Origin of the sequence: Marinobacter salarius (assembly GCF_032922745.1) — a bacterium.
Taxonomy (GTDB): Bacteria; Pseudomonadota; Gammaproteobacteria; order Pseudomonadales; family Oleiphilaceae; genus Marinobacter.
Genome location: NZ_CP136693.1, coordinates 2431666 through 2454195, shown reverse-complemented (window position 1 = coordinate 2454195; position 22530 = coordinate 2431666). Strand labels below are relative to the sequence as shown.

Annotated in this window: 21 protein-coding genes; 3 read left to right on the top strand and 18 right to left on the bottom strand. The window is 57.3% G+C overall.

Annotated elements, in window-relative coordinates; all coding sequences use genetic code 11:
- Positions 1–86: 86 nt before the first annotated feature.
- The 9 genes from nqrM to R1T46_RS11310 all read right to left on the bottom strand — a co-directional run bounded on the left by nqrM (position 87) and on the right by R1T46_RS11310 (position 9048).
- On the bottom strand, positions 87–335 hold the full coding sequence (nqrM, locus tag R1T46_RS11350; RefSeq protein ID WP_036204968.1) for a (Na+)-NQR maturation NqrM: 249 nt from the start codon (positions 333–335) through the stop codon (positions 87–89).
- A gap of 12 nt (positions 336–347) precedes the next feature.
- A complete protein-coding gene (locus R1T46_RS11345) occupies positions 348–1397 on the bottom strand; it encodes an FAD:protein FMN transferase (protein ID WP_317305416.1) in 1050 nt (349 codons plus the stop codon).
- 9 nt (positions 1398–1406) lie between these two features.
- On the bottom strand, positions 1407–2633 hold the full coding sequence (gene nqrF, locus R1T46_RS11340) for an NADH:ubiquinone reductase (Na(+)-transporting) subunit F (protein ID WP_317305415.1): 1227 nt from the start codon (positions 2631–2633) through the stop codon (positions 1407–1409).
- Positions 2634–2670: 37 nt separating this feature from the next.
- Entirely contained in the window at positions 2671–3279 is a 609-nt protein-coding gene (gene nqrE / locus R1T46_RS11335) for an NADH:ubiquinone reductase (Na(+)-transporting) subunit E (protein WP_007153909.1), read from the bottom strand.
- Positions 3279–3944 (bottom strand): NADH:ubiquinone reductase (Na(+)-transporting) subunit D, encoded by a 666-nt coding sequence (locus R1T46_RS11330; RefSeq protein ID WP_007153910.1) that lies wholly within the window; start codon positions 3942–3944, stop codon positions 3279–3281. Before R1T46_RS11330 ends, nqrE begins: the two co-directional genes overlap by 1 nt.
- 2 nt (positions 3945–3946) lie before the next feature.
- On the bottom strand, positions 3947–4750 hold the full coding sequence (locus R1T46_RS11325; RefSeq protein WP_317305413.1) for a Na(+)-translocating NADH-quinone reductase subunit C: 804 nt from the start codon (positions 4748–4750) through the stop codon (positions 3947–3949).
- Positions 4743–5948, bottom strand: coding sequence for an NADH:ubiquinone reductase (Na(+)-transporting) subunit B (locus tag R1T46_RS11320; protein ID WP_317305411.1), 1206 nt, complete (start codon positions 5946–5948; stop codon positions 4743–4745). Before R1T46_RS11320 ends, R1T46_RS11325 begins: the two co-directional genes overlap by 8 nt.
- A gap of 4 nt (positions 5949–5952) precedes the next feature.
- On the bottom strand, positions 5953–7299 hold the full coding sequence (locus R1T46_RS11315) for a Na(+)-translocating NADH-quinone reductase subunit A (protein WP_317305410.1): 1347 nt from the start codon (positions 7297–7299) through the stop codon (positions 5953–5955).
- Between the two features lie 345 nt (positions 7300–7644).
- Positions 7645–9048 (bottom strand): glyceraldehyde-3-phosphate dehydrogenase, encoded by a 1404-nt coding sequence (locus R1T46_RS11310; protein ID WP_407070131.1) that lies wholly within the window; start codon positions 9046–9048, stop codon positions 7645–7647.
- Between the two features lie 259 nt (positions 9049–9307).
- On the opposite strand from R1T46_RS11310, the gene mfd reads away from it, so the two are divergent.
- Both mfd and R1T46_RS11300 read left to right on the top strand, forming a co-directional pair.
- Positions 9308–12817: a transcription-repair coupling factor gene (gene mfd / locus R1T46_RS11305; protein ID WP_317305408.1), complete on the top strand. Its 3510-nt coding sequence runs from the start codon at positions 9308–9310 to the stop codon at positions 12815–12817.
- A gap of 53 nt (positions 12818–12870) precedes the next feature.
- The gene (locus R1T46_RS11300; protein WP_317305407.1) at positions 12871–13782 is read left to right on the top strand and encodes a CsiV family protein; all 912 of its coding nucleotides are present in this window, start codon (positions 12871–12873) and stop codon (positions 13780–13782) included.
- On the opposite strand, the gene R1T46_RS11295 is transcribed toward R1T46_RS11300, so the two are convergent.
- The 5 genes from R1T46_RS11295 to R1T46_RS11275 form a co-directional block, all read right to left on the bottom strand.
- Positions 13763–14548, bottom strand: a complete 786-nt coding sequence (locus tag R1T46_RS11295) for an S-methyl-5'-thioinosine phosphorylase (RefSeq protein ID WP_317305405.1) — start codon at positions 14546–14548, stop codon at positions 13763–13765. The genes R1T46_RS11300 and R1T46_RS11295 overlap by 20 nt on opposite strands.
- A gap of 2 nt (positions 14549–14550) precedes the next feature.
- Positions 14551–15804 carry a mechanosensitive ion channel family protein gene (locus R1T46_RS11290; RefSeq protein ID WP_317305403.1) on the bottom strand — a complete coding sequence of 418 codons (1254 nt, stop codon included), beginning with the start codon at positions 15802–15804 and terminating at the stop codon, positions 14551–14553.
- 32 nt (positions 15805–15836) lie between these two features.
- On the bottom strand, positions 15837–16343 hold the full coding sequence (locus tag R1T46_RS11285; RefSeq protein ID WP_292047644.1) for a L,D-transpeptidase: 507 nt from the start codon (positions 16341–16343) through the stop codon (positions 15837–15839).
- A gap of 57 nt (positions 16344–16400) precedes the next feature.
- Positions 16401–17075 carry a TetR/AcrR family transcriptional regulator gene (locus R1T46_RS11280; RefSeq protein WP_317305402.1) on the bottom strand — a complete coding sequence of 225 codons (675 nt, stop codon included), beginning with the start codon at positions 17073–17075 and terminating at the stop codon, positions 16401–16403.
- A gap of 61 nt (positions 17076–17136) precedes the next feature.
- Positions 17137–18051, bottom strand: coding sequence for a hypothetical protein (locus tag R1T46_RS11275; RefSeq protein WP_317305401.1), 915 nt, complete (start codon positions 18049–18051; stop codon positions 17137–17139).
- Between the two features lie 209 nt (positions 18052–18260).
- Here R1T46_RS11275 and R1T46_RS11270 point away from each other — a divergent pair, with 209 nt between their 5' ends.
- Complete coding sequence (locus R1T46_RS11270; RefSeq protein WP_317305400.1) at positions 18261–18875, top strand: riboflavin synthase subunit alpha; 615 nt, start codon at positions 18261–18263, stop codon at positions 18873–18875.
- Here the strand turns inward: R1T46_RS11270 and R1T46_RS11265 are convergent.
- From R1T46_RS11265 to R1T46_RS11250, 4 genes are all read right to left on the bottom strand, one after another.
- Positions 18854–19996, bottom strand: a complete 1143-nt coding sequence (locus R1T46_RS11265) for a class I SAM-dependent methyltransferase (RefSeq protein WP_317305398.1) — start codon at positions 19994–19996, stop codon at positions 18854–18856. The two genes, R1T46_RS11270 and R1T46_RS11265, sit on opposite strands and share 22 nt — an antisense overlap.
- Before the next feature lie 164 nt (positions 19997–20160).
- The gene (locus R1T46_RS11260) at positions 20161–21012 is read right to left on the bottom strand and encodes a UDP-2,3-diacylglucosamine diphosphatase (RefSeq protein WP_317305395.1); all 852 of its coding nucleotides are present in this window, start codon (positions 21010–21012) and stop codon (positions 20161–20163) included.
- An 82-nt stretch (positions 21013–21094) separates the two neighbouring features.
- On the bottom strand, positions 21095–22141 hold the full coding sequence (locus R1T46_RS11255) for a class I SAM-dependent methyltransferase (RefSeq protein ID WP_317305393.1): 1047 nt from the start codon (positions 22139–22141) through the stop codon (positions 21095–21097).
- Positions 22142–22248: 107 nt separating this feature from the next.
- Positions 22249–22422, bottom strand: a complete 174-nt coding sequence (locus R1T46_RS11250) for a hypothetical protein (RefSeq protein WP_317305391.1) — start codon at positions 22420–22422, stop codon at positions 22249–22251.
- Between the last annotated feature and the right edge of the window lie 108 nt (positions 22423–22530).

The window sequence follows — 22530 nt, the reverse complement described above, 5'->3', positions numbered from 1 at the left end:
CTGAAAAGACCCTGCAGACGCGCACTGTCAGGGCGCAGGCGCTTTTCAGAAGCTCCCGGGATTGTTATAGGTTGGTGACGACCGGATCAGCGGTCGTCGGAACGGGAGGCGTCATACGTCAGCGCCTCCGCGGACTTGCCGTCGTTGGCAAGGCGTTCGTTTTCTTCTTCACATTTCTGGGTATTACCACCACAGATATCACAGGACTTACTGATACCCATGGCACCAATCCCACCGCAGGTGCCACTAATCGGCTTGCGGCCAAAGATTACCCCGACGGACATCGCTGCCACCAGCAGTACGACGATCATCAGGACCAGCAGAAAAGTACCCATAAGGTCTCTCCGTCAATGTGTCAGGAACGAGGAAAACGCAGGCGTGTAGTCCGTTTCAAACCCTTGGTCACCCCGCACAATAAAATACGCGGCTATGTTCTCACGCGTGGCAAGCGCCTTTGCCCGATCATGCCCCATCACATTAAAGGCCGTGGCCAAGGCATCTGCCGTCATGCAGTCTTCCGAAATGACCGTCACCGACGCGAGCGTATGGCTGATCGGTCGGCCATCCTTGGGGTTTATTGTATGCGAAAACCGCCGACCGTCCGATTCGTAGTAGTTACGATAGTCACCCGAGGTTGCCATCGCATGTCGGTCAAGGGCAACCACACGGTTGACTTCACGCATCTCCGAAACCGGCTGCTCAATGGCCAGGCGCCATGCCTCACCATCCGGCTTATGTCCATGAGCCTGAACTTCGCCACCTATTTCGACAAGATACGCGGAAATACCTTCATCTTTCAGGTAACGGGCCACCGCGTCCACGCCGTAGCCCTTGGCAATGGCTGACAGATCGATGTATTGATTGGGACTCGCTCTCAGTGCCGGAGGATCAGCCTGAAGGTCCAGTTTACCGTACCCGGTGGCTGCCACCCTGGCCGCAAGTTCATCGTCGCTGGGGATCGTCTCTGGACGGGCATCCGGTCCAAAGCCCCACAGGTTGACCACCGGACCGATGGTGACATCAAAGGCGCCATCAGTGAGTTCGGAAACCTGATCAGCTGTTGCGAGCACTTCGTAGAGCGGCGTTGAGATTTCCACCCACCCGGACTGATCGTCCAGACGATTAAAGCGCGAAAGCTCGGAATCTTCACGCCATGTGGACATCGACGCGTCCACGCCTTCGAGAACCTTTTCAATGCCTTGCGCCAGATTTTCCAGCCGTTCCGGATTGTCCATCAATACGACGTTGATATGATAACGGGTACCAAACACCGGCCCGGCGATCTCCCAGACCTTTTCCTCTTCCTCAAACGAACAACCCGCCAGCGTGGCCAGGGCCAGCACCAGTAAAGCGCTGGCCACAACCACCCTGACGGGTCGGAACATGCTGAATGTCATGTGAGCTGATTAACCCCCGAAGTCATCCAGCATGATGTTTTCGTCCTCAACACCCAGGTCTTTGAGCATCTTGATGCACGAGGCGTTCATGATGGGAGGCCCACACATATAGTACTCACAGTCCTCTGGAGCCGGGTGCTCCTTCAGGTACTTTTCATAGAGCACGTTATGGATGAAGCCTGTCTCACCTTCCCAATTATCGTTTGGCTGCGGATCTGATAGCGCCACATGCCACTCGAAGTTGTCGTTTTCTTCCGACAGCTGGTCGAAATCCTCGACGTAGAACATCTCGCGGACGCTTCGTGCGCCGTACCAGAAACTGATCTTACGCTTGGATTCCAGGCGCTTGAGCTGGTCAAAGATGTGGGAACGCATGGGCGCCATACCGGCACCGCCGCCGATGAATACCATTTCAGCATCGGTCTTCTTGGCGAAGAACTCACCGAATGGCCCCATAACAGTCACCTTGTCCCCGGCCTTCAGATCGAAGACGTAGGATGACATGATGCCCGGCAGGTGATCCGTGCCCGGAGGCGGCGTGGCAATACGGATGTTGAACTTGAGAACACCCTTCTCTTCCGGGTAGTTGGCCATGGAGTAAGCGCGGATGGTCTCCTCCTTGTTGATGGCCTTGTAACGCCAGATATCGTGCTTGTCCCAATCTTCATGGAACTCCTCCTCAATCTTGAAATCCTTGAACGGGATTTCGTAGGGAGGACACTCAAGCTGTACGTAACCACCGGCACGGAAATCGACTTCCTCGCCTTCGGGAAGCTTCAGCACCAGTTCCTTGATGAACGTCGCCACGTTGTGGTTGGAGATAACCTCACATTCCCACTTCTTGACGCCAAAGAACTCCTCTGGCACTTCCACTTTCATGTCCTGCTTCACCGGCACCTGACAGGACAGGCGCCAGCCTTCCTTTTCCTCACGATTGGTGAAGTGGGTCTTTTCGGTGGGCAACATGGCACCGCCACCCTCCAGGACCTTGCACTTGCACTGGGCACAAGTACCGCCGCCGCCACAGGCGGAGGACAGGAAGATGCCACTTCCGGCCAGGGTTCCGAGCAACTTGCCGCCGGCTTCGGTTGTCAGCGTATGCTCTGGGTCGTCGTTGACTTCAATGGTCACATCACCGGTGCTTACGAGTCTGGACCGTGCCGCGAGAATGACCGCGACAAGGGCCAGCACGATAACGGTGAACATGACCACGCCGAGAATAATTTCTGTATTCATGGTCTCGCCTTTTCGTTAAACCGAATCACCGGGTTGGTTACAGTGAAATACCTGAGAACGACATAAAGCCGAGGGACATCAAACCAACAGTAATGAAGGTGATACCCAGGCCTCGCAGCCCTTCGGGAACATCGCTGTACTTGAGCTTTTCGCGGATACCGGCCAATGCGAGTATGGCCAACGCCCAGCCGACACCGGCACCAAATCCGTAAACCACGCTTTCACTGAAGGTGTAGTCCCGCTCGACCATGAACAGTGATGCACCCAGGATGGCGCAGTTCACGGTAATCAGCGGCAGAAACACCCCAAGGGCGGCATACAAAGCCGGCATATACTTGTCCAGAACCATCTCCATGATCTGGATAAGCGCCGCAATGACACCAATGTACGTAATCAGGCCCAAGAAGCTCAAATCAACATTCGGTAGACCCGCCCAGTCCAGAGCACCTTCCCTGAGGATGGTGTTGTAGAGCAGGTTGTTCACCGGCACCGTGATCGTCAGCACCACGACAACGGCGATACCGAGGCCTGCGGCCGCTTCAATCTTCTTGGAGATCGCCAGGAAGGTACACATCCCCAGGAAGAAGGCCAACGCCATGTTTTCAACAAAGATGGCCTTCAGGATCAGACTGATATAATGCTCCATCAGAAGGCCTCCTTAACCGTGTGGCGGGACATTTTGAAGTCCGCTTCTTCTACCTGCTCAGGCTTCCAGGTACGCAGACCCCAGATCGCCAGGCCGATGATAAAGAACGCACTCGGCGGCAGCAGCAACAGGCCGTTGGGAATGTACCAACCACCCTCGTTGACGACCGGCATCAGCGACACGCCAAACAGCGATCCCGCGCCGAGCAGCTCCCGGAAGAACGCCACGAAGATAAGCAGAACGGAATAGCCCATGCCGTTACCAACGCCATCCAGGAAGCTCAGCCAGGGGCCGTTCTTCATGGCGAAACCTTCAGCACGGCCCATGACGATACAGTTGGTGATGATCAAACCAACGAATACCGACAGCTGCTTACTGATTTCGTAGGCATACGCCTTGAGCACCTGATCAACAACGATAACCAGGGAGGCGATAATGGTCATTTGCACAATGATCCGGATACTGCCGGGAATCTGCGTGCGAACCAGTGACACGGCCAGGTTAGAGAAGGCCGTTACCGCGATAACCGCCATGCACATAACCAGGGTTACGTTCATGCTGGTGGTCACCGCCAGTGCCGAGCAGATACCGAGGATCTGCAGGGCAATAGGGTTGTTACTGAATATCGGCTCGAAGAGAACCTGTTTGGCTGAAGCGTCTGCCATGATCAGACCTCCCCTTCACGAAGTTTTTTCAGGTACGGTGCGAAGCCCCGGTCACCCATCCAGTAGTTGACCAGTTGCTCAACACCGCGGCTCGTCAGGGTCGCACCGGACAGGGCATCCACCTTGTGTTCCTTGTCGGATGCACCAGCGCCCACGCCACCCTTGACCAGGCGAATCTGCGGCTCTTTCAACTCATCGCCGTACACTTCCTTGCCAACCCACTGGCTTTTCCAGCGAGGGTTATCAACCTCGCCACCAAGCCCCGGAGTTTCGGCGTGATCATAGAACCCCAGGCCCTCAATGGTGTTGGCATCGCCCTCAAGCGACACAAACCCGTAGAGGGTGGACCACAGACCGTAGCCATGAATCGGAAGCACTACCCTGACCAGTTCACCGTTTTCACTCAGGGTGTAGATCTTGGCGACGTTCGGGCGGCGCTTGATGCCGGCCTTGTCTTCCGATGCAGGAATATCGATAGACATGGACGGATCAGAAGCCGCCTTGTACATGTCGTACTTCATCGGTTCCTTTACACCGACCGCCTCGGAATCAACATAGTCTCCGGACTCCAGGTCGACCAGCCGAACGTCGAAACGAGAAAAGGTTTCTTCGATTTCTTCAGCCGTAGCGCCCTCTTTCAGCATGCCGGCCGCCGCCAGGATGTTGGAACGAATATCCAGATTCTGGTTCTGGACCTGCGCCGGTCGAAGCATTACCGCCGCTGTCGACACCACGACAGAGAACGCAACGCTCAGCACCAGCGCAACCATCAGCGTTCTGGAGACAGTTTCTTTAGCTTTAGCCACGGGCAAGCCTCCGTTTGATGTTGGCCTGAACCACATAGTGGTCCATCAGCGGTGCAAAGAGGTTGGCAAACAGGATTGCCAGCATGATGCCTTCCGGGAACGCCGGGTTGATGACGCGAATCAGCACGGTCATCACGCCGACCAGGATACCGAAGCACCAGCGCCCGGTGTTGGTCATCGCCGCAGACACCGGATCGGTCGCCATGAACATCATGCCAAAGGCAAAGCCACCCATCACTAGATGCCAGTGTGCCGGCACGTCAAACATTGGGTTGGTATCCGAGCCAATCACGTTCAGCAGCAGCGACATGGCAATCATGCCGATTAACACCCCACCGACAATACGATAGGACGCGATTTTCATCCCCAGAAGGATAATGCCGCCGATCAACACTGCCAGCGTAGAGGTCTCACCCATGGAACCCTGGATCGAGCCCATAAAGGCTGACATCCAGCCAATCTGCGTTTCCAGCGCTTCCAGGCCACCACTGGCCGCCCAGCTCAGCGCCGTCGCGCCACTGAAACCGTCGACCGCTGTCCATACCGTGTCACCGGAAATCTGGGCCGGGTAAGCAAAGTACAGGAACGCACGACCGGTGAGGGCCGGGTTCAGGAAGTTCTTGCCAGTGCCGCCAAACACCTCCTTGCCAATGACTACACCAAAAGTGATACCAAGGGCGACCTGCCAAAGCGGAATGGTCGGCGGGCAAACCAGTGCGAACAGCACGGAAGTTACGAAGAAGCCTTCGTTCACTTCGTGACGGCGAACGGTGGCGAACAACACTTCCCAGAAACCACCCACCACGAAGGTAACGAAGTAAATGGGTACGAAGTACGCCATGCCGTAGACAAAATTGTCCCAGATGCTGGCGGCGTTATTGCCGGCCAGGGCACTGATAAAGGCAGTACGCAGACCACCGTCACCCATCAGAGCGTCCGGATTCTCAGCCAGGAAGCTGTTGGCCTGGAAGCCAATGTTCCACATACCGAAGAACATTGCGGGGAAGGTACACAGCCAGACCGTAATCATGATGCGTTTAAGATCAATACCATCACGCACATGAGAGGTAGTGGAGGTCACGCTCGCCGGCGAATAGAAAATCGTATCCACCGCTTCGTAAAGCGCATACCAGCGCTCGTATTTGCCACCTTTTTCGAAATGATGCTCGATACCATCGAGAAACTGTCGGATTGCCATCGTTTTAGCCCTCGATCTCGATTCTGGTCAGGTTCTCACGGAGAATCGGACCGTACTCGTATTTACCCGGGCACACGAAGGTACACAGCGCCAGATCTTCTTCATCCAGCTCCAACGCACCCAGTTTTTGTGCCATTTCAGTGTCGCCCACGATCAAAGACCGCAACAACTGGGTCGGCAGAATGTCCAGCGGCATGACCTTTTCGTACACACCCACTGGGACCATCGCCCGCTCACTGCCGTTGGTCGTGGTCGTCATGTCGAACCGCTTTCCGCCGACCAGTTTGGACAGATAGATGTTCATAACCGAGAACTTGTTGGCTCCCGGTGACAGCCAGCCCATAAACTCTCGTTTGTTGCCCTCTTCCAGAACCGAGATCTGGTTGGCGAAGCGACCGAGGTAGTTACAAGGCCCGTCACCACGACGACCACCGAACACAGAGCCGGAAATTTTGCGAACCTCGCAGTCCGTGGCAATTTCACCATCGAGAAGTTCATCAAGATTGGCGCCGACACGGGTACGAATCAGGCGCGGCTTGAGGGCCTTCGGACCACCGACCGCAACAATACGGTTCACCGACAGCTCGCCGGTCTCAAACAGCTTTGCGATATCAATGACGTCCTGGTAGCCGATACTCCATACCACTTTGTCCCCGGCAATGGGATCGAGGTAATGGATATGAGTACCTACGTTACCCGCCGGATGAACACCCTCAAATTGCTGCACTTCCACGCTGTCGTCAGACGGAACCGGTACATCAGAGCCCGGCTTACCGGCCACAAACACCTTACCGGTGGTCAGCTTGGAGAGAATCTTAAGCCCCTGCTCGAAGGCCGCACCGTTTTCACGAATGATCACCGTGGGATCCGCTGCCAGCGGGTTAGTGTCCATGACGGACACGAAGATGGAATGCGGCGCCGTATCAATGGCAGGCACCTTACTGTAGGGACGGGTCTTGAAGGTTGTCCACAACCCGGACTCGACCAGGTTATCGACGACTTGCTGACGCTCCAGACCAGCAACATCAGACGCATCGTAACGCGCAAAGGTCTCAGCTTCGTCGCCGTCGACTTCAACGACAACCGACTGAAACACACGGCGCTCGCCGCGGTTAATTTCCTTGACCACACCGGCTGCCGGTGAAGTATAACGAACGCCCTCGGTCTTCTTGTCCGTAAACAGCAGCGTGCCGCGCTTTACACGGTCACCTTCTTTCACAGCCATCGTTGGCTTCATGCCTACGTAGTCAAAACCGATCAACGCCACATGGCGAACGGGTTTGCCGTCTGTAATGGTCTGCTCAGGAGCGCCGCTGATGGGAAGATCCAGGCCTTTTTTGATCTTGATCATTAGCCTCATCCAATCATCAGAAACTATTCGATGGATTTGTAACGCCCGACGCGTGCCGCCCAGTTGTGCCAATCCGGCCTGAACCGAATGATGGCGCCAGGGCAACGGATCCACCGGCGTTAATCACAGCCAGGCATCCGGTTAAGGAAAAGCGATGGGAAGCGGGTGTCAGACGTACCCAAAATCGCGCCAATTATAGAGATTAAGGAATACTATTTCCACCAGAAACCCTACGGAGTTTGTGCCTTAACGTAATCAGAGAGTGGTTTACATGGGCCCAAAAAGAAACCCCGGTCGCGAAAACGACCGGGGTTTCTTAACTGCCTCTGAGCACTTCTGGGCCCGTCAGCCTCTAACCCGCTTCGGGAAGATCGGATAGGTAACACCCGCCATCTGATTAACCACGCGAATCACCTGGGCGCTGTAACCAGCCTCATTGTCATACCAAACGTAGAGGATCAGGCGCTTGCCATTGGCGATGGTGGCCTGCGCATCCACAATGCCGGCATGGCGGGAACCGACGAAATCGGTGGAAACCACTTCCGGCGAGTTGACGAAGTCGATCTGCTTCTGCAACTCGGAGTGCAGCGCCATATCGCGAAGGTATTCGTTAACACCTTCCACCGTTACGTCTTTTTCCAGGTTGAGATTCAGGATTGCCATGGACACGTTCGGAGTGGGAACGCGAATGGCGTTACCGGAAAGCTTGCCCTTCAATTCCGGAAGCGCCTTGGAGACGGCCTTCGCGGCACCGGTTTCGGTAATAACCATGTTTAGCGGGGCACTGCGACCACGACGACTACCCTTGTGGTAGTTGTCGATCAGGTTCTGGTCGTTGGTGTAGGAGTGAACCGTCTCGACGTGACCGTCCTCGACACCGTACTCATCGTAAATGGCCTTGAGCACCGGTGTGATGGCGTTGGTGGTACAGGATGCAGCAGACAGAATCCGGTCTTCACTGGTGATCCAGTCGTTGTTAATCCCGTGCACAATATTCTTGATGTCACCTTTACCCGGCGCTGTCAGCAGAACCCGGCTGACCCCCTTGGATTTCAGGTGCAGACCAAGCCCGGCCTCGTCGCGCCAGATACCTGTGTTGTCAATAATAATCGCATTGTTAATGCCGTATTGGGTGTAATCCACCTGATCAGGGCCCGGCGAGTAGATCACCTTGATAAAGTTGCCATTGGCGATCAGCGCAGAGTTTTCTTCGTCCACAGTGATCGTACCGTTGAAGGGGCCGTGAACCGAATCGCGGCGCAGCAGGCTGGCGCGCTTTTCGAGGTCATTGTTTGCCCCACCCTGACGAACCACGATGGCACGCAGGCGCAGGTTGTTACCGCCACCGGCCTTCTCGATCATGATCCGGGCCAGCAGCCGCCCGATCCGCCCGAAACCGTACAGCACCACGTCTTTGGTGTCGTTTTCGGCATCTTCCTGAGACTGGGTCTGATATTGGCCGATAATCGGGCCAATCTCACGCTTGAGAAAATCATCAAGAGATCCGCCTTCTTCCTTGAATTTCACCGCGAGCTTGCCGATATCGACGTGCCCGCGCCCCAGCTCCATCTTGTCCATTGCCTGCAGGATCGGCAGGGTGTTGTGAACAGACAGCTCGCTGTCTTCAACCTGACGCACAAAGCGGTGCGCGCGAATGATGTCGATGACCGACTGGTTGATAATGGACCGGCCATACACAGACGTGACCACATTGTTTTTACGGTAGAGACGGCCGATCAGCGGAATCATGGCTTCCGCAGTGGATTCTCTTTCCGTCCAGTTAGACAGGTGCTGATTGATCTGTTCGTGACTCACGCTTGAACCTCTGCAGTTGGAACCTGAAAATTGGGGCAGTATTATCCAACGTTATTTCTCAGACAGCAAATACACTCCGTTAATCCTTTCGTAACTGTCGACCGGCTGTCATGACAGCGAGACATCGGGCCGGTAGAATACGCGCCTCACCGCTCCCAGGCCCCACACTGTATTCAGGAGAAAGAACCAGCCCATGACGCACGCCGCCGCCCACCCCGACAGACATTCCGCACTGGTCGCGCCGGTCGCACCTGTCAAGGCTGCGGATCATCGCATCTGGGGGCAACTGCATGGCAGCAGTGACGCCCTGGCCATCTGCGAGAGCGCCAGGGCCCACCAGGGCCTGACACTGGTAATAACCCGCAGCACCGAGGAATCCATCCGCCTCGAGCAGTCCATGCGATTCTACCTGGGCCTGCCCACCGATGAAGATCAACCGGCCATTACACCGGACGGCCTCGAGCTGCTGTCACTGCCGGATTGGGAAACCCTGCCCTACGACCTGTTTTCGCCACACCAGGACATTACCTCCCGTCGAATCCGGGCCCTGCATCGGTTGCCAACGACAAACCACGGTGTCCTGGTGGTGCCGGCCCGCACCTTGATGCACCGGTTGCCGCCGGTCAGTTACCTGCAGGGCAACACCCTGCTTCTTGAGGTTGGCCAGTCACTGGATATCGACAACTGGCGCATGCAGCTGGAATCGGCCGGATACCGGCACGCCGATAATGTCTATGAACACGGCGAGTACGCGGTGCGCGGGGCTATCCTGGACATCTTCCCCATGGGCGCCACCCGCCCCTACCGCATCGACCTGTTCGATGACGAAATTGAAACACTGCGAACCTTTGATCCGGAAACCCAGCGCTCGATCGACCGAATTGAACGCATTGAGCTGTTGCCCGCCAACGAATTTCCCTGGCACAAAGAAGCCCGATCAGGGTTCCGTAACCGGTGGTTTGAGCAGTTTCCCCATGCCGATAAAGACGCCCCGATCTACCAGGACGTCACCCACAGCATTACACCGCCGGGGATCGAGTACTATCTACCCCTGTTCTTCGAACAGACAGCAACGCTGTTTGACTACCTGCCTGGCGAAACCCTGGTATTCACGGCGTCGGGGCTCAACGACGCGGCCGGCGCCTTCGACGCCGACACCCGCGCCCGCTACGAGGATCGTCGCCACGATCGGATGCGCCCTATCCTGCCGCCAGCAGAACTCTTCCTCCAGAAGGACGAGCTGTTCGGCCTGCTCAAGGGATTTCCCCGGGTAACAATGACCACGGAAGCCACTGAGTCCACCGGCGGCAGCAATTGCCAGACCGACATTATGCCGGATGTCGCGATGGATGGCCGTGCCGCGGACCCGGCCGGGCGCCTCAAGCGCTTTATCAATGAGCTCCACGGTCGGGTCCTGATCTGTGCGGAGTCCTCTGGCCGACGTGAGGCGCTGATTGAGAACCTGGCCGACCATGGCCTCAAACTGGCGACTCTGGAAAACTGGCAGGCCTTTGTCAGCGACCCGTCCGCCACCCTCGGCATTACCGTCGCACCCATGGAATATGGGTTGCTATTGCCTGACCATCACCTCGCTCTGATCACGGAAACAGCCCTCTTCGGTGAACGGGTGCTGCAGCGGCGGCGCCGGGAGAAACCAACCGAGGCGGACGATGCCGGCTACCGGGACCTGTCCGAGCTACGCATTGGCGCGCCGGTGGTTCATATAGACCATGGCGTTGGCCGCTATCAGGGCCTGGAAACCATTACGGTTGAAGGCGAAGCCAGCGAATTCCTGATGCTGGAATACGCCGGCGGCTCGAAACTCTATGTACCGGTTTCCAGCCTGCATCTGATTTCCCGCTATACCGGTTCGGATACTGATCACGCGCCTTTGCACAAGCTGGGCACGGATCGCTGGAGCAACGCCAAACAAAAGGCTCTGGAGAAAATCCGCGATACTGCAGCGGAACTACTGGATGTCTACGCGCGCCGGGAGGCCCGCAAGGGCTTTGCCTTTGAAGACCCCAAGGAAGCCTACCGCGCCTTCGCCGCCGGTTTCCCCTTTGAGGAAACCCCGGACCAGCAGGCGGCCATTGAGGCTGTGTTCGAGGACATGGTCAGTGAAAAACCCATGGACCGCCTGGTCTGTGGCGATGTTGGCTTCGGCAAGACAGAAGTCGCCATGCGCGCGGCCTTCATGGCGACATACTCCGGCAAGCAGGTCGCTGTGCTGGTGCCGACCACCCTGCTTGCTCAGCAACATTACGAGTCCTTTCGCGACCGCTTCTCGGATACCGCCGTTCATGTCGAGCTGCTCAGCCGTTTCCGTAGCGGCGGGCAAACCACCAAGGCGATGGCCGCCATCGAAGCCGGCAAAGCCGATATTGTTATCGGCACCCACAAGCTGCTCCAGGGTGACATCAAGTTCAAGAACCTGGGACTGGTGATCATCGATGAAGAACACCGGTTCGGTGTCCAACAGAAGGAACGCTTGAAAGCCCTGCGTGCCGAGGTGGACATGCTGAACCTGACAGCCACGCCGATCCCCCGCACCCTGAACATGGCCATGGGGCACCTACGGGATCTGTCGATCATCGCCACACCTCCCGCGCGACGCCTGTCGGTAAAAACCTTTGTGCGGCAGCGGGACGAGGCGATGGTCAAGGAAGCCATCCTGCGGGAGGTACTGCGTGGCGGCCAGGTGTACTTCCTGCACAACGATGTGGCCACCATCGAGAAAACCGCCGAGGACCTGCGCCAACTGATCCCGGAAGCACGTGTGGGAGTTGCCCATGGCCAGATGCGCGAGCGCGAGCTGGAACAGATCATGTCGGACTTCTATCACAAGCGCTTCAACGTGCTGGTGTGCACCACGATTATTGAAACCGGCATCGACATTCCCAGCGCCAACACCATTATCATCGAACGCGCGGACAAGTTCGGGCTGGCACAACTGCACCAGCTCCGCGGCCGCGTCGGGCGCTCTCACCATCAGGCCTATGCCTATCTGCTGACACCACCACCCCGGTCCATCACCGCCGACGCGAAAAAGCGCCTTGAAGCCATCTCGGAGGCACAGGACCTGGGTGCAGGCTTCATGCTGGCCACCCACGATCTCGAGATTCGCGGCGCTGGAGAGCTGCTGGGGGAAGAGCAAAGCGGCCAGATTGAAAGCATTGGTTTTACGCTCTACATGCAGCTACTGGACGAAGCCGTGGAGGCAATACGTGACGGCAGAACCCCCAACGCAGAGCTGCCGCTAAGCCACGGCACGGAAATGAACCTTCGCATACCGGCGCTGATACCCGAGGACTACCTACCCGATGTCCACAATCGGCTCATGCTCTACAAGCGCATCGCCAGCGTGAACGACAAGGACGGATTAAAAGAACTTCAGGTTGAAATGATCGACCGCTTCGGACTATTACCGGAACCGGCAAAGAATCTGATTCGGCAGTCCGAGCTCCGAATCCACGCAGAAGCCCTGGGAATCGTGAAGGTGGACGCTGGAAAGGAATGGGCCAGGCTGGAATTCGGCAGTTCTACGCCGGTGGACCCGCTGGTTCTGGTTAAAAAAGTGCAATCCTCTCCAGACCAGTATCGGCTGGAAGGCGCCAACAGTTTCCGTTTCCGGCTGAAGGATGCCTCAACCAGTGGTAAACTCGACGGCATTTCCGACATGCTGGGGCAGCTGGCCTCCTGACACACCCGGTTCAGCGCCCCCTGATGATCAACAGGAACATTGGAGCATTGCCCTTGCCTACGCTTGGTAAACCGTTGTACGGAACACCCGCCCTATTTCTGGTGGCCCTACTGGCCCTGTCACCCTGGGTGTCGGCCCAAGAATCATCCGGGCCAGCCGCAGGCGCAACATCCGAAGAACAAGGTCGTGATAACGCTGCGTCACAGACCCAGCCGCCCCGTGAGGACTACTACCGCGCTGAGTTCGTGATCCTGGAAAGGATTGTCGACCCGGCTAATGTCAACGAGAAAATGGCCAGCCGGAACCCTGAGCCACCCAAGCCGGACATCAACGAAATACTTCGGGCCGTGGACCGCAACGGCACCGTGGAAACCACCCGGCAGTTGGTTCCCCGGAATGAGCTCCACCTGCAAACAGCCGCCAACCGGCTGGAAAACAGTGGTCGCTTCCGGATACTCCTGGCAGCAGGGTGGTACCAGTCTTTCCCCCCCGACTTTGACGGAGAACCCCTGAGGGTCGCTATTGGCGACTGGTTGGCCGATGCCGGGCACCGCGAAGTAGAGGGCCATATCACCATCGATCGACAACGCTATCTCCACGTGGATGCCCACCTTAACCACTGGCAGCCCCTGTCATTGCAACAGACCACGCTGAGCCAGGGTTCAGACGCAGAAGACACTGCAAGCGGTAGCAATCAGCCGATGGACGACGGCACAGAGCAAGAAGCTCCAGTCGAGGGCCAGTCAGACCCCGGAAATGACAAGGCTGCGGACTCGTTGGCCTCAATGGCAACGGGAGGCGACGTTGCGGGAACGGATCAGGCGCCGGTTTCCAGCGCCAGCCAGCCAAAGGCGGAGTTAATCACCTGGATACGGGAAACACGCCGCATGCGGAGCGAGGAAGTCCATTTCCTCGACTCCCCCACCATTGGCGTGCTGGTGTTCTTCAAGAAGATTGAGGAGTAAGGGCGCCGCCCAGCCCGCCAATGGCGATTTCGAGGATCCGCTTGACGCCGGACATGCCCTGGTCGATAGCGACCTCGATCTCAGTCATCGTTATGATGTGATCCGACTTCCCTGCCGCGCGGTTGACCACCAGCGCCAGACAAACGTAATTCATCTTCAGTTCCGCCGCCAGAGCCGCTTCTGGCATTCCCGTCATACCGACAAGGTCACAGCCGTCCCGCTCAAGGCGACGCACTTCCGCTGCGGTCTCCAGTCTGGGCCCCTGTGTTGCACCGTAAACACCGAAGTCCGAGAACGGACAACCCACTGTACGAGCTGCATCAATCAACAGCGCCCGGGCCAACTCCGAATATGGGAAGGTGAAGTCAATGTGCGTGGTTTCCTCCAACTCGCCCTCAAAGAACGTACTCGCCCTGCCCCAGGTGTAGTCAATGATCTGATCGGGAATCACGATATGGGCAGGCCCCATATCGGCATGGATCCCGCCAACGGCGTTAACACCGACCACCGTACGCACTCCCGCCTTATGGAGTGCATGGAGATTGGCGCGATAGTTCACCTGATGCGGAGGAATACGGTGGGGATTTCCGTGGCGTGACAGGAACACCACCGGCTGATCCCCAAGGAGCCCGTCCACCAAAACCGACGACGGCTCACCCCAGGGTGTATCAACAACCCGCTCACCCGTGATCTTCAGTCCCGACAACGTCGTGAGCCCGGTTCCCCCGATGATCCCGACAGGGGCGATTCGGCCATTCACATCCATGATCAGTCCCCGTCCGCCTGGTTGCTATCGCCACGTGTTTCCGAGGAGTGTTCGCTCCCCGAGACCGGCGCACGCCCCTGCTCAACGTCTTCATCAACGGCCTCATTTGAGGAATCCGAATCGCCGCGGTCTTTTGCTTGCTTGCCGTTCGCCGCGACACGCACACCGTCAGGCAGGTGAAGCGTACGGGTGGGGAAGGCAACCTCGGCACCATGGCTTTCGATGATCTCGCTGATCCTCAGCAGTACGTCCTGCTTGACCTCATGAAACCTCACCCATTCGATGGTTTTGGTAAAGGTGTAAACCATGATATCCAGCGACGAGTCGTTAAAGGCCAGGAAGTTCACGATCAGGGTCTGGTCCTGATCGATGTCCTCGTGGTTCGCCAGCATGGACCGGATGTCCGCCACAACCTCAGCCATGCCACTGACATCCACGTAGCGTATACCAATGGTTTCAGAGATACGGCGGTTGTGCATGCGCGAAGGGTTTTCTACTGCAATGGTCGTAAAGGCGGCATTCGGTACGTAGAGCGGGCGCTTGTCAAAGGTACGCAGCGTGGTCAGCCGCCAGCCGATGTGCTCCACCACACCCTCGATATTCCGATCGGGGGAGCGAACCCAGTCGCCGACCTTGAATGGCCGGTCCAGATGGATGATGAACCCGCCAAAAAAGTTGGCCAGCAAATCCTTGGCGGCAAAACCCACAGCGATTCCACCAACACCGCCGAAGGCCAGCACCCCGGATAAACTGTAGCCAAGGGATTGCATAGCAATCAATACAGCAGTGATGATAACAACGGCCCGGGACAGTTTGCTCACCGCATTGACCGTGGTGTAATCCATTGGCTTTTTCATTTTCAGGGGTGAGGCGAGAATTTGCTCCCCCTGCTTGATCAGCCGAAGCAGCGTCCACACCAGCAGAACAACAAAGCCGATCTGCAAGATGGTTTTATTGACCGAGAAGATTTCGGCTTCCGAGTAAAGGTGAGCGACCTCCGCCGCCCAATACACGCCCTGCAGCCAGACAAACGCCACCACCGGCTTCCTCGCGGCGTGAAGCAAGGCGTCATCCCAGAGGTTGTCGGTCTTCCGGAAACGACGTTCGACAGCGCCCACGATGAAACTCGCAATGTAGGCAACCACGGCCGTGACGGCCACCAGGGCGAAAACCACGATACCCACTCGCCAACTCTCTGACAGCAGATTCCAGTCCTGAATCCAGGTATTGAGTATGGAAGGTGCTTCTTCGATCATCGTTTCCCTCGGTTTGTTAACAACCGCCGGCCCTATCGTATCGTGACGGGTATGCCCGGCCAGACACGGTCGTACAGCTCAGCAACGTCGGTATTCCTCATGCGTATACAACCATGGGAGCGCGGAACACCCATGGGTTCGGTATCCGGTGTGCCGTGAATGTATATGAACCGACGGAAACTATCGACCCCAGCGCCACGATTTTTCCCGGACTCAAGCCCACATAACCAGATGATCCTGGACAGAATCCAGTCACGCTCGGGAAACTGACGCGCCAGTCTTTCGGAATAGACCTCTCCGGTAGGGCGGCGGGCAATGAATACCGAATTCAATGGAAGACCACCACCCACCATCGCGCGCACGTAATGCCTCCCTCTGGGTGTACATCCAGTGCTCTGGCCTTCACCGGGACCTTTCAGGGCTGTCGAAACGGGATAGGATAGAGGCGTTGACGAGTCCCCCGGAAACAATGTCAGCGTTTGCGCGCTGAGACTGATCTCGATTCCGGGAACAGGCGAGAAAACAGGATTACTTGGCATGCAGTGTCAGGCTCCCGGCGAACAAACCAACCGGAAGCCTAACCGAGAGCGAGCGACTCAGGCAACCGAGGTTTTATGGGCAGGCGGTGCCAGCATGGCGTCATCAGCCTGCATACCTGCCGCCAGGAAGGGCACAAGTCGTGCTGCAATTTCCTGGACCGTGGTTTCCACACCCAGCTTGTTCTGCAGAATATCCCGCAGGGCATCACTGCTGGACATGGTAAACGCTGTGGCACCAAGCATGAACTGAATGCGCCAGTAGCGGTCTACCGCGGACAATTGCGGCGTCGCTTCCTTAAGCAGGCGCATAAAGCGACTGAACGGCTGACTATATTCCTGCTCAAGAAATTTCCGAAGATGGCCCTGGGACTGCGTATAGGCGAGGCCAAGCAAACGCATGAATATGGAAATACCTTTTTCATTGCGCTGCGGCATGCGTACTGCGCTTTCAGTGAGCGCCCATAGCGTCTGGTTCAACGTTGGCGGTTCGCCGTCGCATTTCGCCTCCAGATCGTCGAACGCATCCTCCAGCGTGGCGGAGAATGGCGTCAGGAAGCGGGCAAAAACCGCATGGATCAGGGCGTTTTTAGAACCAAAGTGGTAATTGACAGCGGCGAGATTTACCTTAGCCTTACTGGTGATCATGCGAAGGGAAGTTTCGGAGAACCCTCGCTCGGCGAAGAGCTCTTCCGCTGCATCAAGAATTCGGTCAACCGTATCAGACTGAGCCATTTTATTATCAGTGCCTCTAAGCAAACGTCTGTTTTAAACATACGTTTGACCGGAAGTTATGTCAAGTTCTGCCCTCCGGCTCCGCCGCTACCGAAGACCAACCCTGGTCAATGGCCTGCTGGTGGCCCTCGAAGAAAGCCTGCTGCGCCCTGGTATAAGCTTTCTCAGCCTCCAGAAGATAGATCAGATAGAGGCGGATATGTTCCCGCCGAGTCAGATTTCGAGCCAATACCCGCCGCTCCGACAACGCCAGCAATTCACTGAAACGGGTTGCTTTGAGCGTCGAGTTGAATTCGGCCATCCGCGCACACTGCCACACCAGCCCCTCTTTCCCTTCCAGGTGTTCGACATGCTTGCGCGCATCCCGAAGCAGCCTCTTACGGCGGATGACGAGGTCCAGATAGGAGGACCGTAACGTGTAAAGACGGCGAATACCCGGCACCCCCAATAGCAGGATAATCACAAAGGCACCGAAGCCACCACCAGCAATCCACGCGGGGACAAAGCCGGTCAGGCCGCTGAGAAAAACCACCGCTGCCAGCAACGCGCCAAACAGCCAGATGTCACGATTGCGCCGGGCCGTTGCAACGGTGTAATTGTCGGGCCAGTCAGGCAGAGCCAACAAGTCGAAATCCAGCAACAACACACGGTCGCACTGGCGTAGCATCAGACGGAGCTTACGTTGACGCGACTCCGCCAGGGTTTTTTCGATGTTCTGAGGGTTCTCACCCGTCGACGATTCCTCGGCAGCCTCATTGCTCGCTGGAGTGTCGTCAGTCTCAAGCCGACCTGCGGGAGCCGTTGCACCCCGCTCCGGTCGGTTGGCAGGAATTTCGGCGCCAGTGGCAGCGTCGTCCGACCGCGCTCCATCACCCGCTTTCGGGTGCGGGTCCGCGGGCCGCCCTCTACGCAGCAAGGGCTCTCCCCCGCGCGCGGTATCACTGGTTCTCTGACGTACACTTTCGTTCTCTGCCATGGTTGATAGTCCGTCATAAATTACCGGGACAGTTGCCGCCGTCCGAATCCTATCCCTACCGTTTATCGGCCAACGACCGGGATCCTTGAGTCACGGCGACATGCCTGAGACGGTCATGATGGCTTGGCACCGGCCCGCAGGATCGCTATCCTTGCCCCCATCAAGTGTGGCCCTATACGGCTACAGACACCAGTAGTCGAGGTTGAGACATGTTTACAGGCATTGTTCAGGGTATTGCCATCGTTGACGAGATTTCTGCCGTGCCCGGTCTGAGCAGCTTTAGCATTCGTTTTCCGGAGGATCAGGCTCACAACGTGACCATAGGTGCGTCAGTATCCATCGACGGGACTTGCCTGACGGTGACCCGACAGGAAGGTCAAAACCTCTATTTCGATGCCATGCAGGAAACGCTGCGCTTGACCACCCTGGGAAAGCTGAAGCCAGGGGATCGCATCAATTTCGAACGTGCGGCCCGGATAGGCGACGAAATCGGCGGGCACCTTCTCTCCGGCCATGTGCACACCACGGCCGATATCGTCGCGATCGACCGCCCCGAGAACAACTGCACGATTGAATTCGAGGTGCCGCAGGCATGGGCTCGCTATATCTTTCCCAAAGGTTACATCGCCATCAACGGAGCCAGCCTGACCATTGGCGACGTCACTGATAATCGTTTCAACGTTCACCTGATTCCCGAGACCCTGCGGGCCACCACCTTTGCCGATATGACTGTCGGCGACCGGGTTAACATCGAGATCGACAGTCAGACCCAGACCATTGTCGATACCCTGGCACGCATGGGTTACGACCGGCCACCCTCCTGAACAGAGGCCTCGAACACCACAAACTTCGGGTCCGCATCAAGTTGTCGCACCTGGCCAAAGTAGTGACGGAGACTGCGGTGGTAACCCAGGTGCCGATTCCCCACCAACAACATGCATCCGCCAGGAGACAGGTGCCGGGCCACCTGACTGAAGAGTCGAAGCGCGATATGGTCACCGACCACACCGCCTTCGTGAAATGGCGGATTTAACAGCACCAGATCATAACGGTCAGCCGCCTCCGGAATACCGTCACTGTGGTAAAAGCTCGCGACAGCGTCCGGGAAAGCCGTCAGGACATTGTGACGTGCGCTGGCAACCGCCTGACTGGAAACGTCCGCGAACGCAATTTCAAGCGCCGGATTACGGTCCAGGGCCGTGAGCCCGAGCACACCGTTTCCGCAAGCCAGATCCATTACCCGTGCTTCAGGGGGGAGATCCGCAATCTTCCGCTCAATGACCGGTAGCAACAGCCGCGAACCGATATCCAGCTTTCCTCTGGCGAACACCGCTGGCATACCCGATAGCTCGTACCGGGACGACAACCTGTATCCCCGCCAGAAATCCGGCCAGTCCCGCAACGTATCCTCACCCCGGGCGGCAACCACCACCCTCGCTTTTTTGCGCGCGGGACAGACTTCCCGGGTGTTGACCAGTTCCCCGAACACATCAGCACTGTGTGACGGCAGATGCTTGATCATGCCACCGGCAACCAGCTTGCCTTCGGGTGCCAGAACGCTGTTGACCCACCGCAACAGGCACACCAGGTAGTCCAGTTGCCGGGGAATCCTCATAACGACAAGATCGAAGGGCCCTTCCGGCGGCTCCAGCCAGCTCTTTGGTGCCGAAATAGACAGATCGGCCGGAGCATTAATAACCAGGGACTCAGAGAGGAGACAGCTATCTGCAAAGGAAACAGGGGAGAAAGGCGCCAGACCGAGGGTCAAAGCCCCAAACTGGTCGTCAATGATCAACACCCGTGGGTGGCTCTGCGGCGTGCAACGCTCCAGAACCTGCTCCAGCAACTGCTCGTCAGCGGCATCCCAGGCCCGAAGGGTGTGGCCTCCACCGGGGCGCTTCAGGGGCAAGCGCCCACCACTGAATGTTAGAACCTCACTTGTCATTTTAGGCATCCGCATCGTCGTTCAGAAAACTGCGGACATTCTAGGCTGATTACTCTAGAAATTAACCCTACTCTGACAGAACGATTTCAGGTTGCGCCGTTTGTTGTGGTAGCAAACCTTCTTGCCCCTCACCCCAGGGGCTTTTTTATTCCCGGAAAAAACCGCTATTTTGGCGCCGCATTGATGCTTTCGATAAACGCTGGCGAAAGCACGTCGATGACGGGGCGCTGGCCGCCGCTGAATTCAGGGGCGGGCTGTGCTGGCTCCGAAGCAAGGATGCCCGGCTGTTCGGACCAGTGCAGGATATCCAGCTTACCATCGTGCCGCTCCACCAGCGCCGTGCAGTGCTCTACCCAGTCACCGTCGTTACAGTAGAGTCCTTCCTGGCTGCGCAGAAAGCCTGCTGAGTGGATGTGACCACAGATAAAACCATCATAGTGTCCGCGTTCTGCCGCCGTCAGAGCAGCCAGTTCGAAGCGTCGAATGAATGACCGCGCCTTGCCGATACGGCTTTTGACCCAGGCCGCCAGGGACCAGTATGGCTTGCGGCGTAAGCGCCGCCAGGCATTGAACCAGCGGTTCAGGCGCAGCAGAAGGCCATGAGCCCGATCGCCTACCAGCAGCATCAAGGGGCTGCAGCGCACCACCTGATCAAACTGGTCGCCATGGCAGACCACGAATCGGCGACCGTCCGCCGTCGTATGAATGGCTTTTTGCTTCAACTCGATACCTGCCAACGTCTGGCCGCAGAAGTGCCGCAGAAATTCATCGTGATTGCCAGGCACATAAACCACCCGCGTGCCGGCAGCGGCAATAGCCATAAACCGCCTCACAACCGCCTGATGGCTTTCCGGGAAGTGCACCCGCCGTTGCATGGCGATTAGATCAATGATATCCCCGACCAAGTACAGGGTCTCGCAGCTGACGTTGTCGAGAAAATCCAGAAGATAGTCCGCCTGACAATCGGCGGACCCCAGGTGAACATCGGAAATGAAAACGCTCCGGTACTGATGCATCGGTTTCCCCCACCGGCCTGCTCAAGGATTATTCATACCTTGTCCGATGGCAATGACGACCGTATGACAGCCAGACGACAATTCAGTGACGGCGGGCGCTCCACACCGTGAAGCGTCGGTCGCCAGCGATCGCCTTGACCGGCCCGACATGACGACGGATCAGTGCTTCATAGGGAAGAAACGTGTTCGCCACCAGGCGCAACTCACCGCCGGGTTCCAGGTGCTTTGCCACACCCTGCAGGAACCGCTCAGTCATGGATGTATCGGTACGGATACCGGTATGGAATGGCGGATTAGTGACAACTGCGGCGTAGCGGCCGTCGACGCCGGACAACCCGTCGGAGGCGTGAATCAAGCCATCCACGCCCGCCTCCCGATAGGTCGCACGAGCACAGGCAACGGCCTGGAACTGCACGTCTACGCCGTCGACCGGAAAACCGCCCTGCTCCGTGGCTCGTTGGTGCAACTGCAACCAGGTGCCGATAACACCTGCGCCGCAGGCAAAATCCAGCACGGGTCCTTTTTCCAGCGGTGAGTCAGCGAGGGTTTGCAACAGCATGGCGGTACCATCATCCAGCTCACCGTCACTGAATATACCCGGCAAGCCGGCCACCCTGAAGCCAACTCCCTCGCACTCAACCGGATGCCACTGAAGCCAACGTTGAAGGTCAAACGCTGGACGCCTGGGCAGGCTATCGGCTTGCCAGACCTGGCAGTGACGGGCACTGTCTGCCTTCGATGCTTGAGGTGAAAGCTCCTTCAGCTGTTTCACAGCGCCCGCAATACCTTCTTTCTTTTCGCCCACCAGGACCAGTCGAGCACCTTCAGCCGCCAGCCAAAGTGCCAACTCAAGCCTCACCGACAACTCAGCTCGGGCCTTGGGGAGGAACACCACCAGGGTATCGGCCATGCCCGGTGACAACTCCGGAGCGTCATAACCAAAGGCCGCCGTCCAGTCACTGACGGCCAGCAGTTGTTGGTAATTGCCAAAATGTTCGGAAATCGTCAGTCCCCGACCCGGCAACAGGGGAAGCAACGCAGGATCAACCACGCCAATAATGGCCAGGCGACCACGCAACAGATTCTGGTTCTTGAGCAGGACTTCGTGGGAATTAGGCAATGCAGACATTGATCAGCGTATCCCGGCGTTCGTATCAGGCGGGATACTCTAACCGGAATTGAGCCCTGAGTCTTGGCCCGGGCGGTCAGAAACCGGCAGATTACAGCTCCGGCCTCCTACTTGTAGCGGGCAACCGTGTTGGCTCGCAAAGCGTCTTCTGGCGACATGCCCCAATCTTCCGCCAATTCGGGCTGCGGCGTCGTTTCACTGGTGCGGCGACGAGCCTGGGTGGACTGCGTCGTTTTACGCTGACTCATGGCACTGAGCGCTTTTTGAACGATCTCTCGCATGGTTAACCTCCTGATATGTTACGAATTCAGTGTAACAATCCTTCAGGAGGTTAACTGTGATGACGTACCGGGTCAGAAAGTGACGCCTGTCACGAATAATTGACACAA

What these genes read in the sequence shown, in the direction of transcription:
- R1T46_RS11330 (WP_007153910.1), bottom strand. Translation starts at nt 3,944, where the DNA reads ATGGCAGACGCTTCAGCCAAACAGGTTCTCTTCGAGCCGATATTCAGT.
- R1T46_RS11315 (WP_317305410.1), bottom strand. Translation starts at nt 7,299, where the DNA reads ATGATCAAGATCAAAAAAGGCCTGGATCTTCCCATCAGCGGCGCTCCT.
- R1T46_RS11310 (WP_407070131.1), bottom strand. Translation starts at nt 9,048, where the DNA reads ATGATTCCGCTGATCGGCCGTCTCTACCGTAAAAACAATGTGGTCACG.
- R1T46_RS11295 (WP_317305405.1), bottom strand. Translation starts at nt 14,548, where the DNA reads ATGGATGTGAATGGCCGAATCGCCCCTGTCGGGATCATCGGGGGAACC.
- nqrM (WP_036204968.1), bottom strand. Translation starts at nt 335, where the DNA reads ATGGGTACTTTTCTGCTGGTCCTGATGATCGTCGTACTGCTGGTGGCA.
- R1T46_RS11285 (WP_292047644.1), bottom strand. Translation starts at nt 16,343, where the DNA reads ATGCCAAGTAATCCTGTTTTCTCGCCTGTTCCCGGAATCGAGATCAGT.
- R1T46_RS11270 (WP_317305400.1), top strand. Translation starts at nt 18,261, where the DNA reads ATGTTTACAGGCATTGTTCAGGGTATTGCCATCGTTGACGAGATTTCT.
- nqrE (WP_007153909.1), bottom strand. Translation starts at nt 3,279, where the DNA reads ATGGAGCATTATATCAGTCTGATCCTGAAGGCCATCTTTGTTGAAAAC.
- R1T46_RS11320 (WP_317305411.1), bottom strand. Translation starts at nt 5,948, where the DNA reads ATGGCAATCCGACAGTTTCTCGATGGTATCGAGCATCATTTCGAAAAA.
- R1T46_RS11280 (WP_317305402.1), bottom strand. Translation starts at nt 17,075, where the DNA reads ATGGCTCAGTCTGATACGGTTGACCGAATTCTTGATGCAGCGGAAGAG.
- nqrF (WP_317305415.1), bottom strand. Translation starts at nt 2,633, where the DNA reads ATGAATACAGAAATTATTCTCGGCGTGGTCATGTTCACCGTTATCGTG.
- mfd (WP_317305408.1), top strand. Translation starts at nt 9,308, where the DNA reads ATGACGCACGCCGCCGCCCACCCCGACAGACATTCCGCACTGGTCGCG.
- R1T46_RS11275 (WP_317305401.1), bottom strand. Translation starts at nt 18,051, where the DNA reads ATGGCAGAGAACGAAAGTGTACGTCAGAGAACCAGTGATACCGCGCGC.
- R1T46_RS11260 (WP_317305395.1), bottom strand. Translation starts at nt 21,012, where the DNA reads ATGCATCAGTACCGGAGCGTTTTCATTTCCGATGTTCACCTGGGGTCC.
- R1T46_RS11345 (WP_317305416.1), bottom strand. Translation starts at nt 1,397, where the DNA reads ATGACATTCAGCATGTTCCGACCCGTCAGGGTGGTTGTGGCCAGCGCT.
- R1T46_RS11290 (WP_317305403.1), bottom strand. Translation starts at nt 15,804, where the DNA reads ATGATCGAAGAAGCACCTTCCATACTCAATACCTGGATTCAGGACTGG.
- R1T46_RS11265 (WP_317305398.1), bottom strand. Translation starts at nt 19,996, where the DNA reads ATGACAAGTGAGGTTCTAACATTCAGTGGTGGGCGCTTGCCCCTGAAG.
- R1T46_RS11250 (WP_317305391.1), bottom strand. Translation starts at nt 22,422, where the DNA reads ATGCGAGAGATCGTTCAAAAAGCGCTCAGTGCCATGAGTCAGCGTAAA.
- R1T46_RS11255 (WP_317305393.1), bottom strand. Translation starts at nt 22,141, where the DNA reads ATGTCTGCATTGCCTAATTCCCACGAAGTCCTGCTCAAGAACCAGAAT.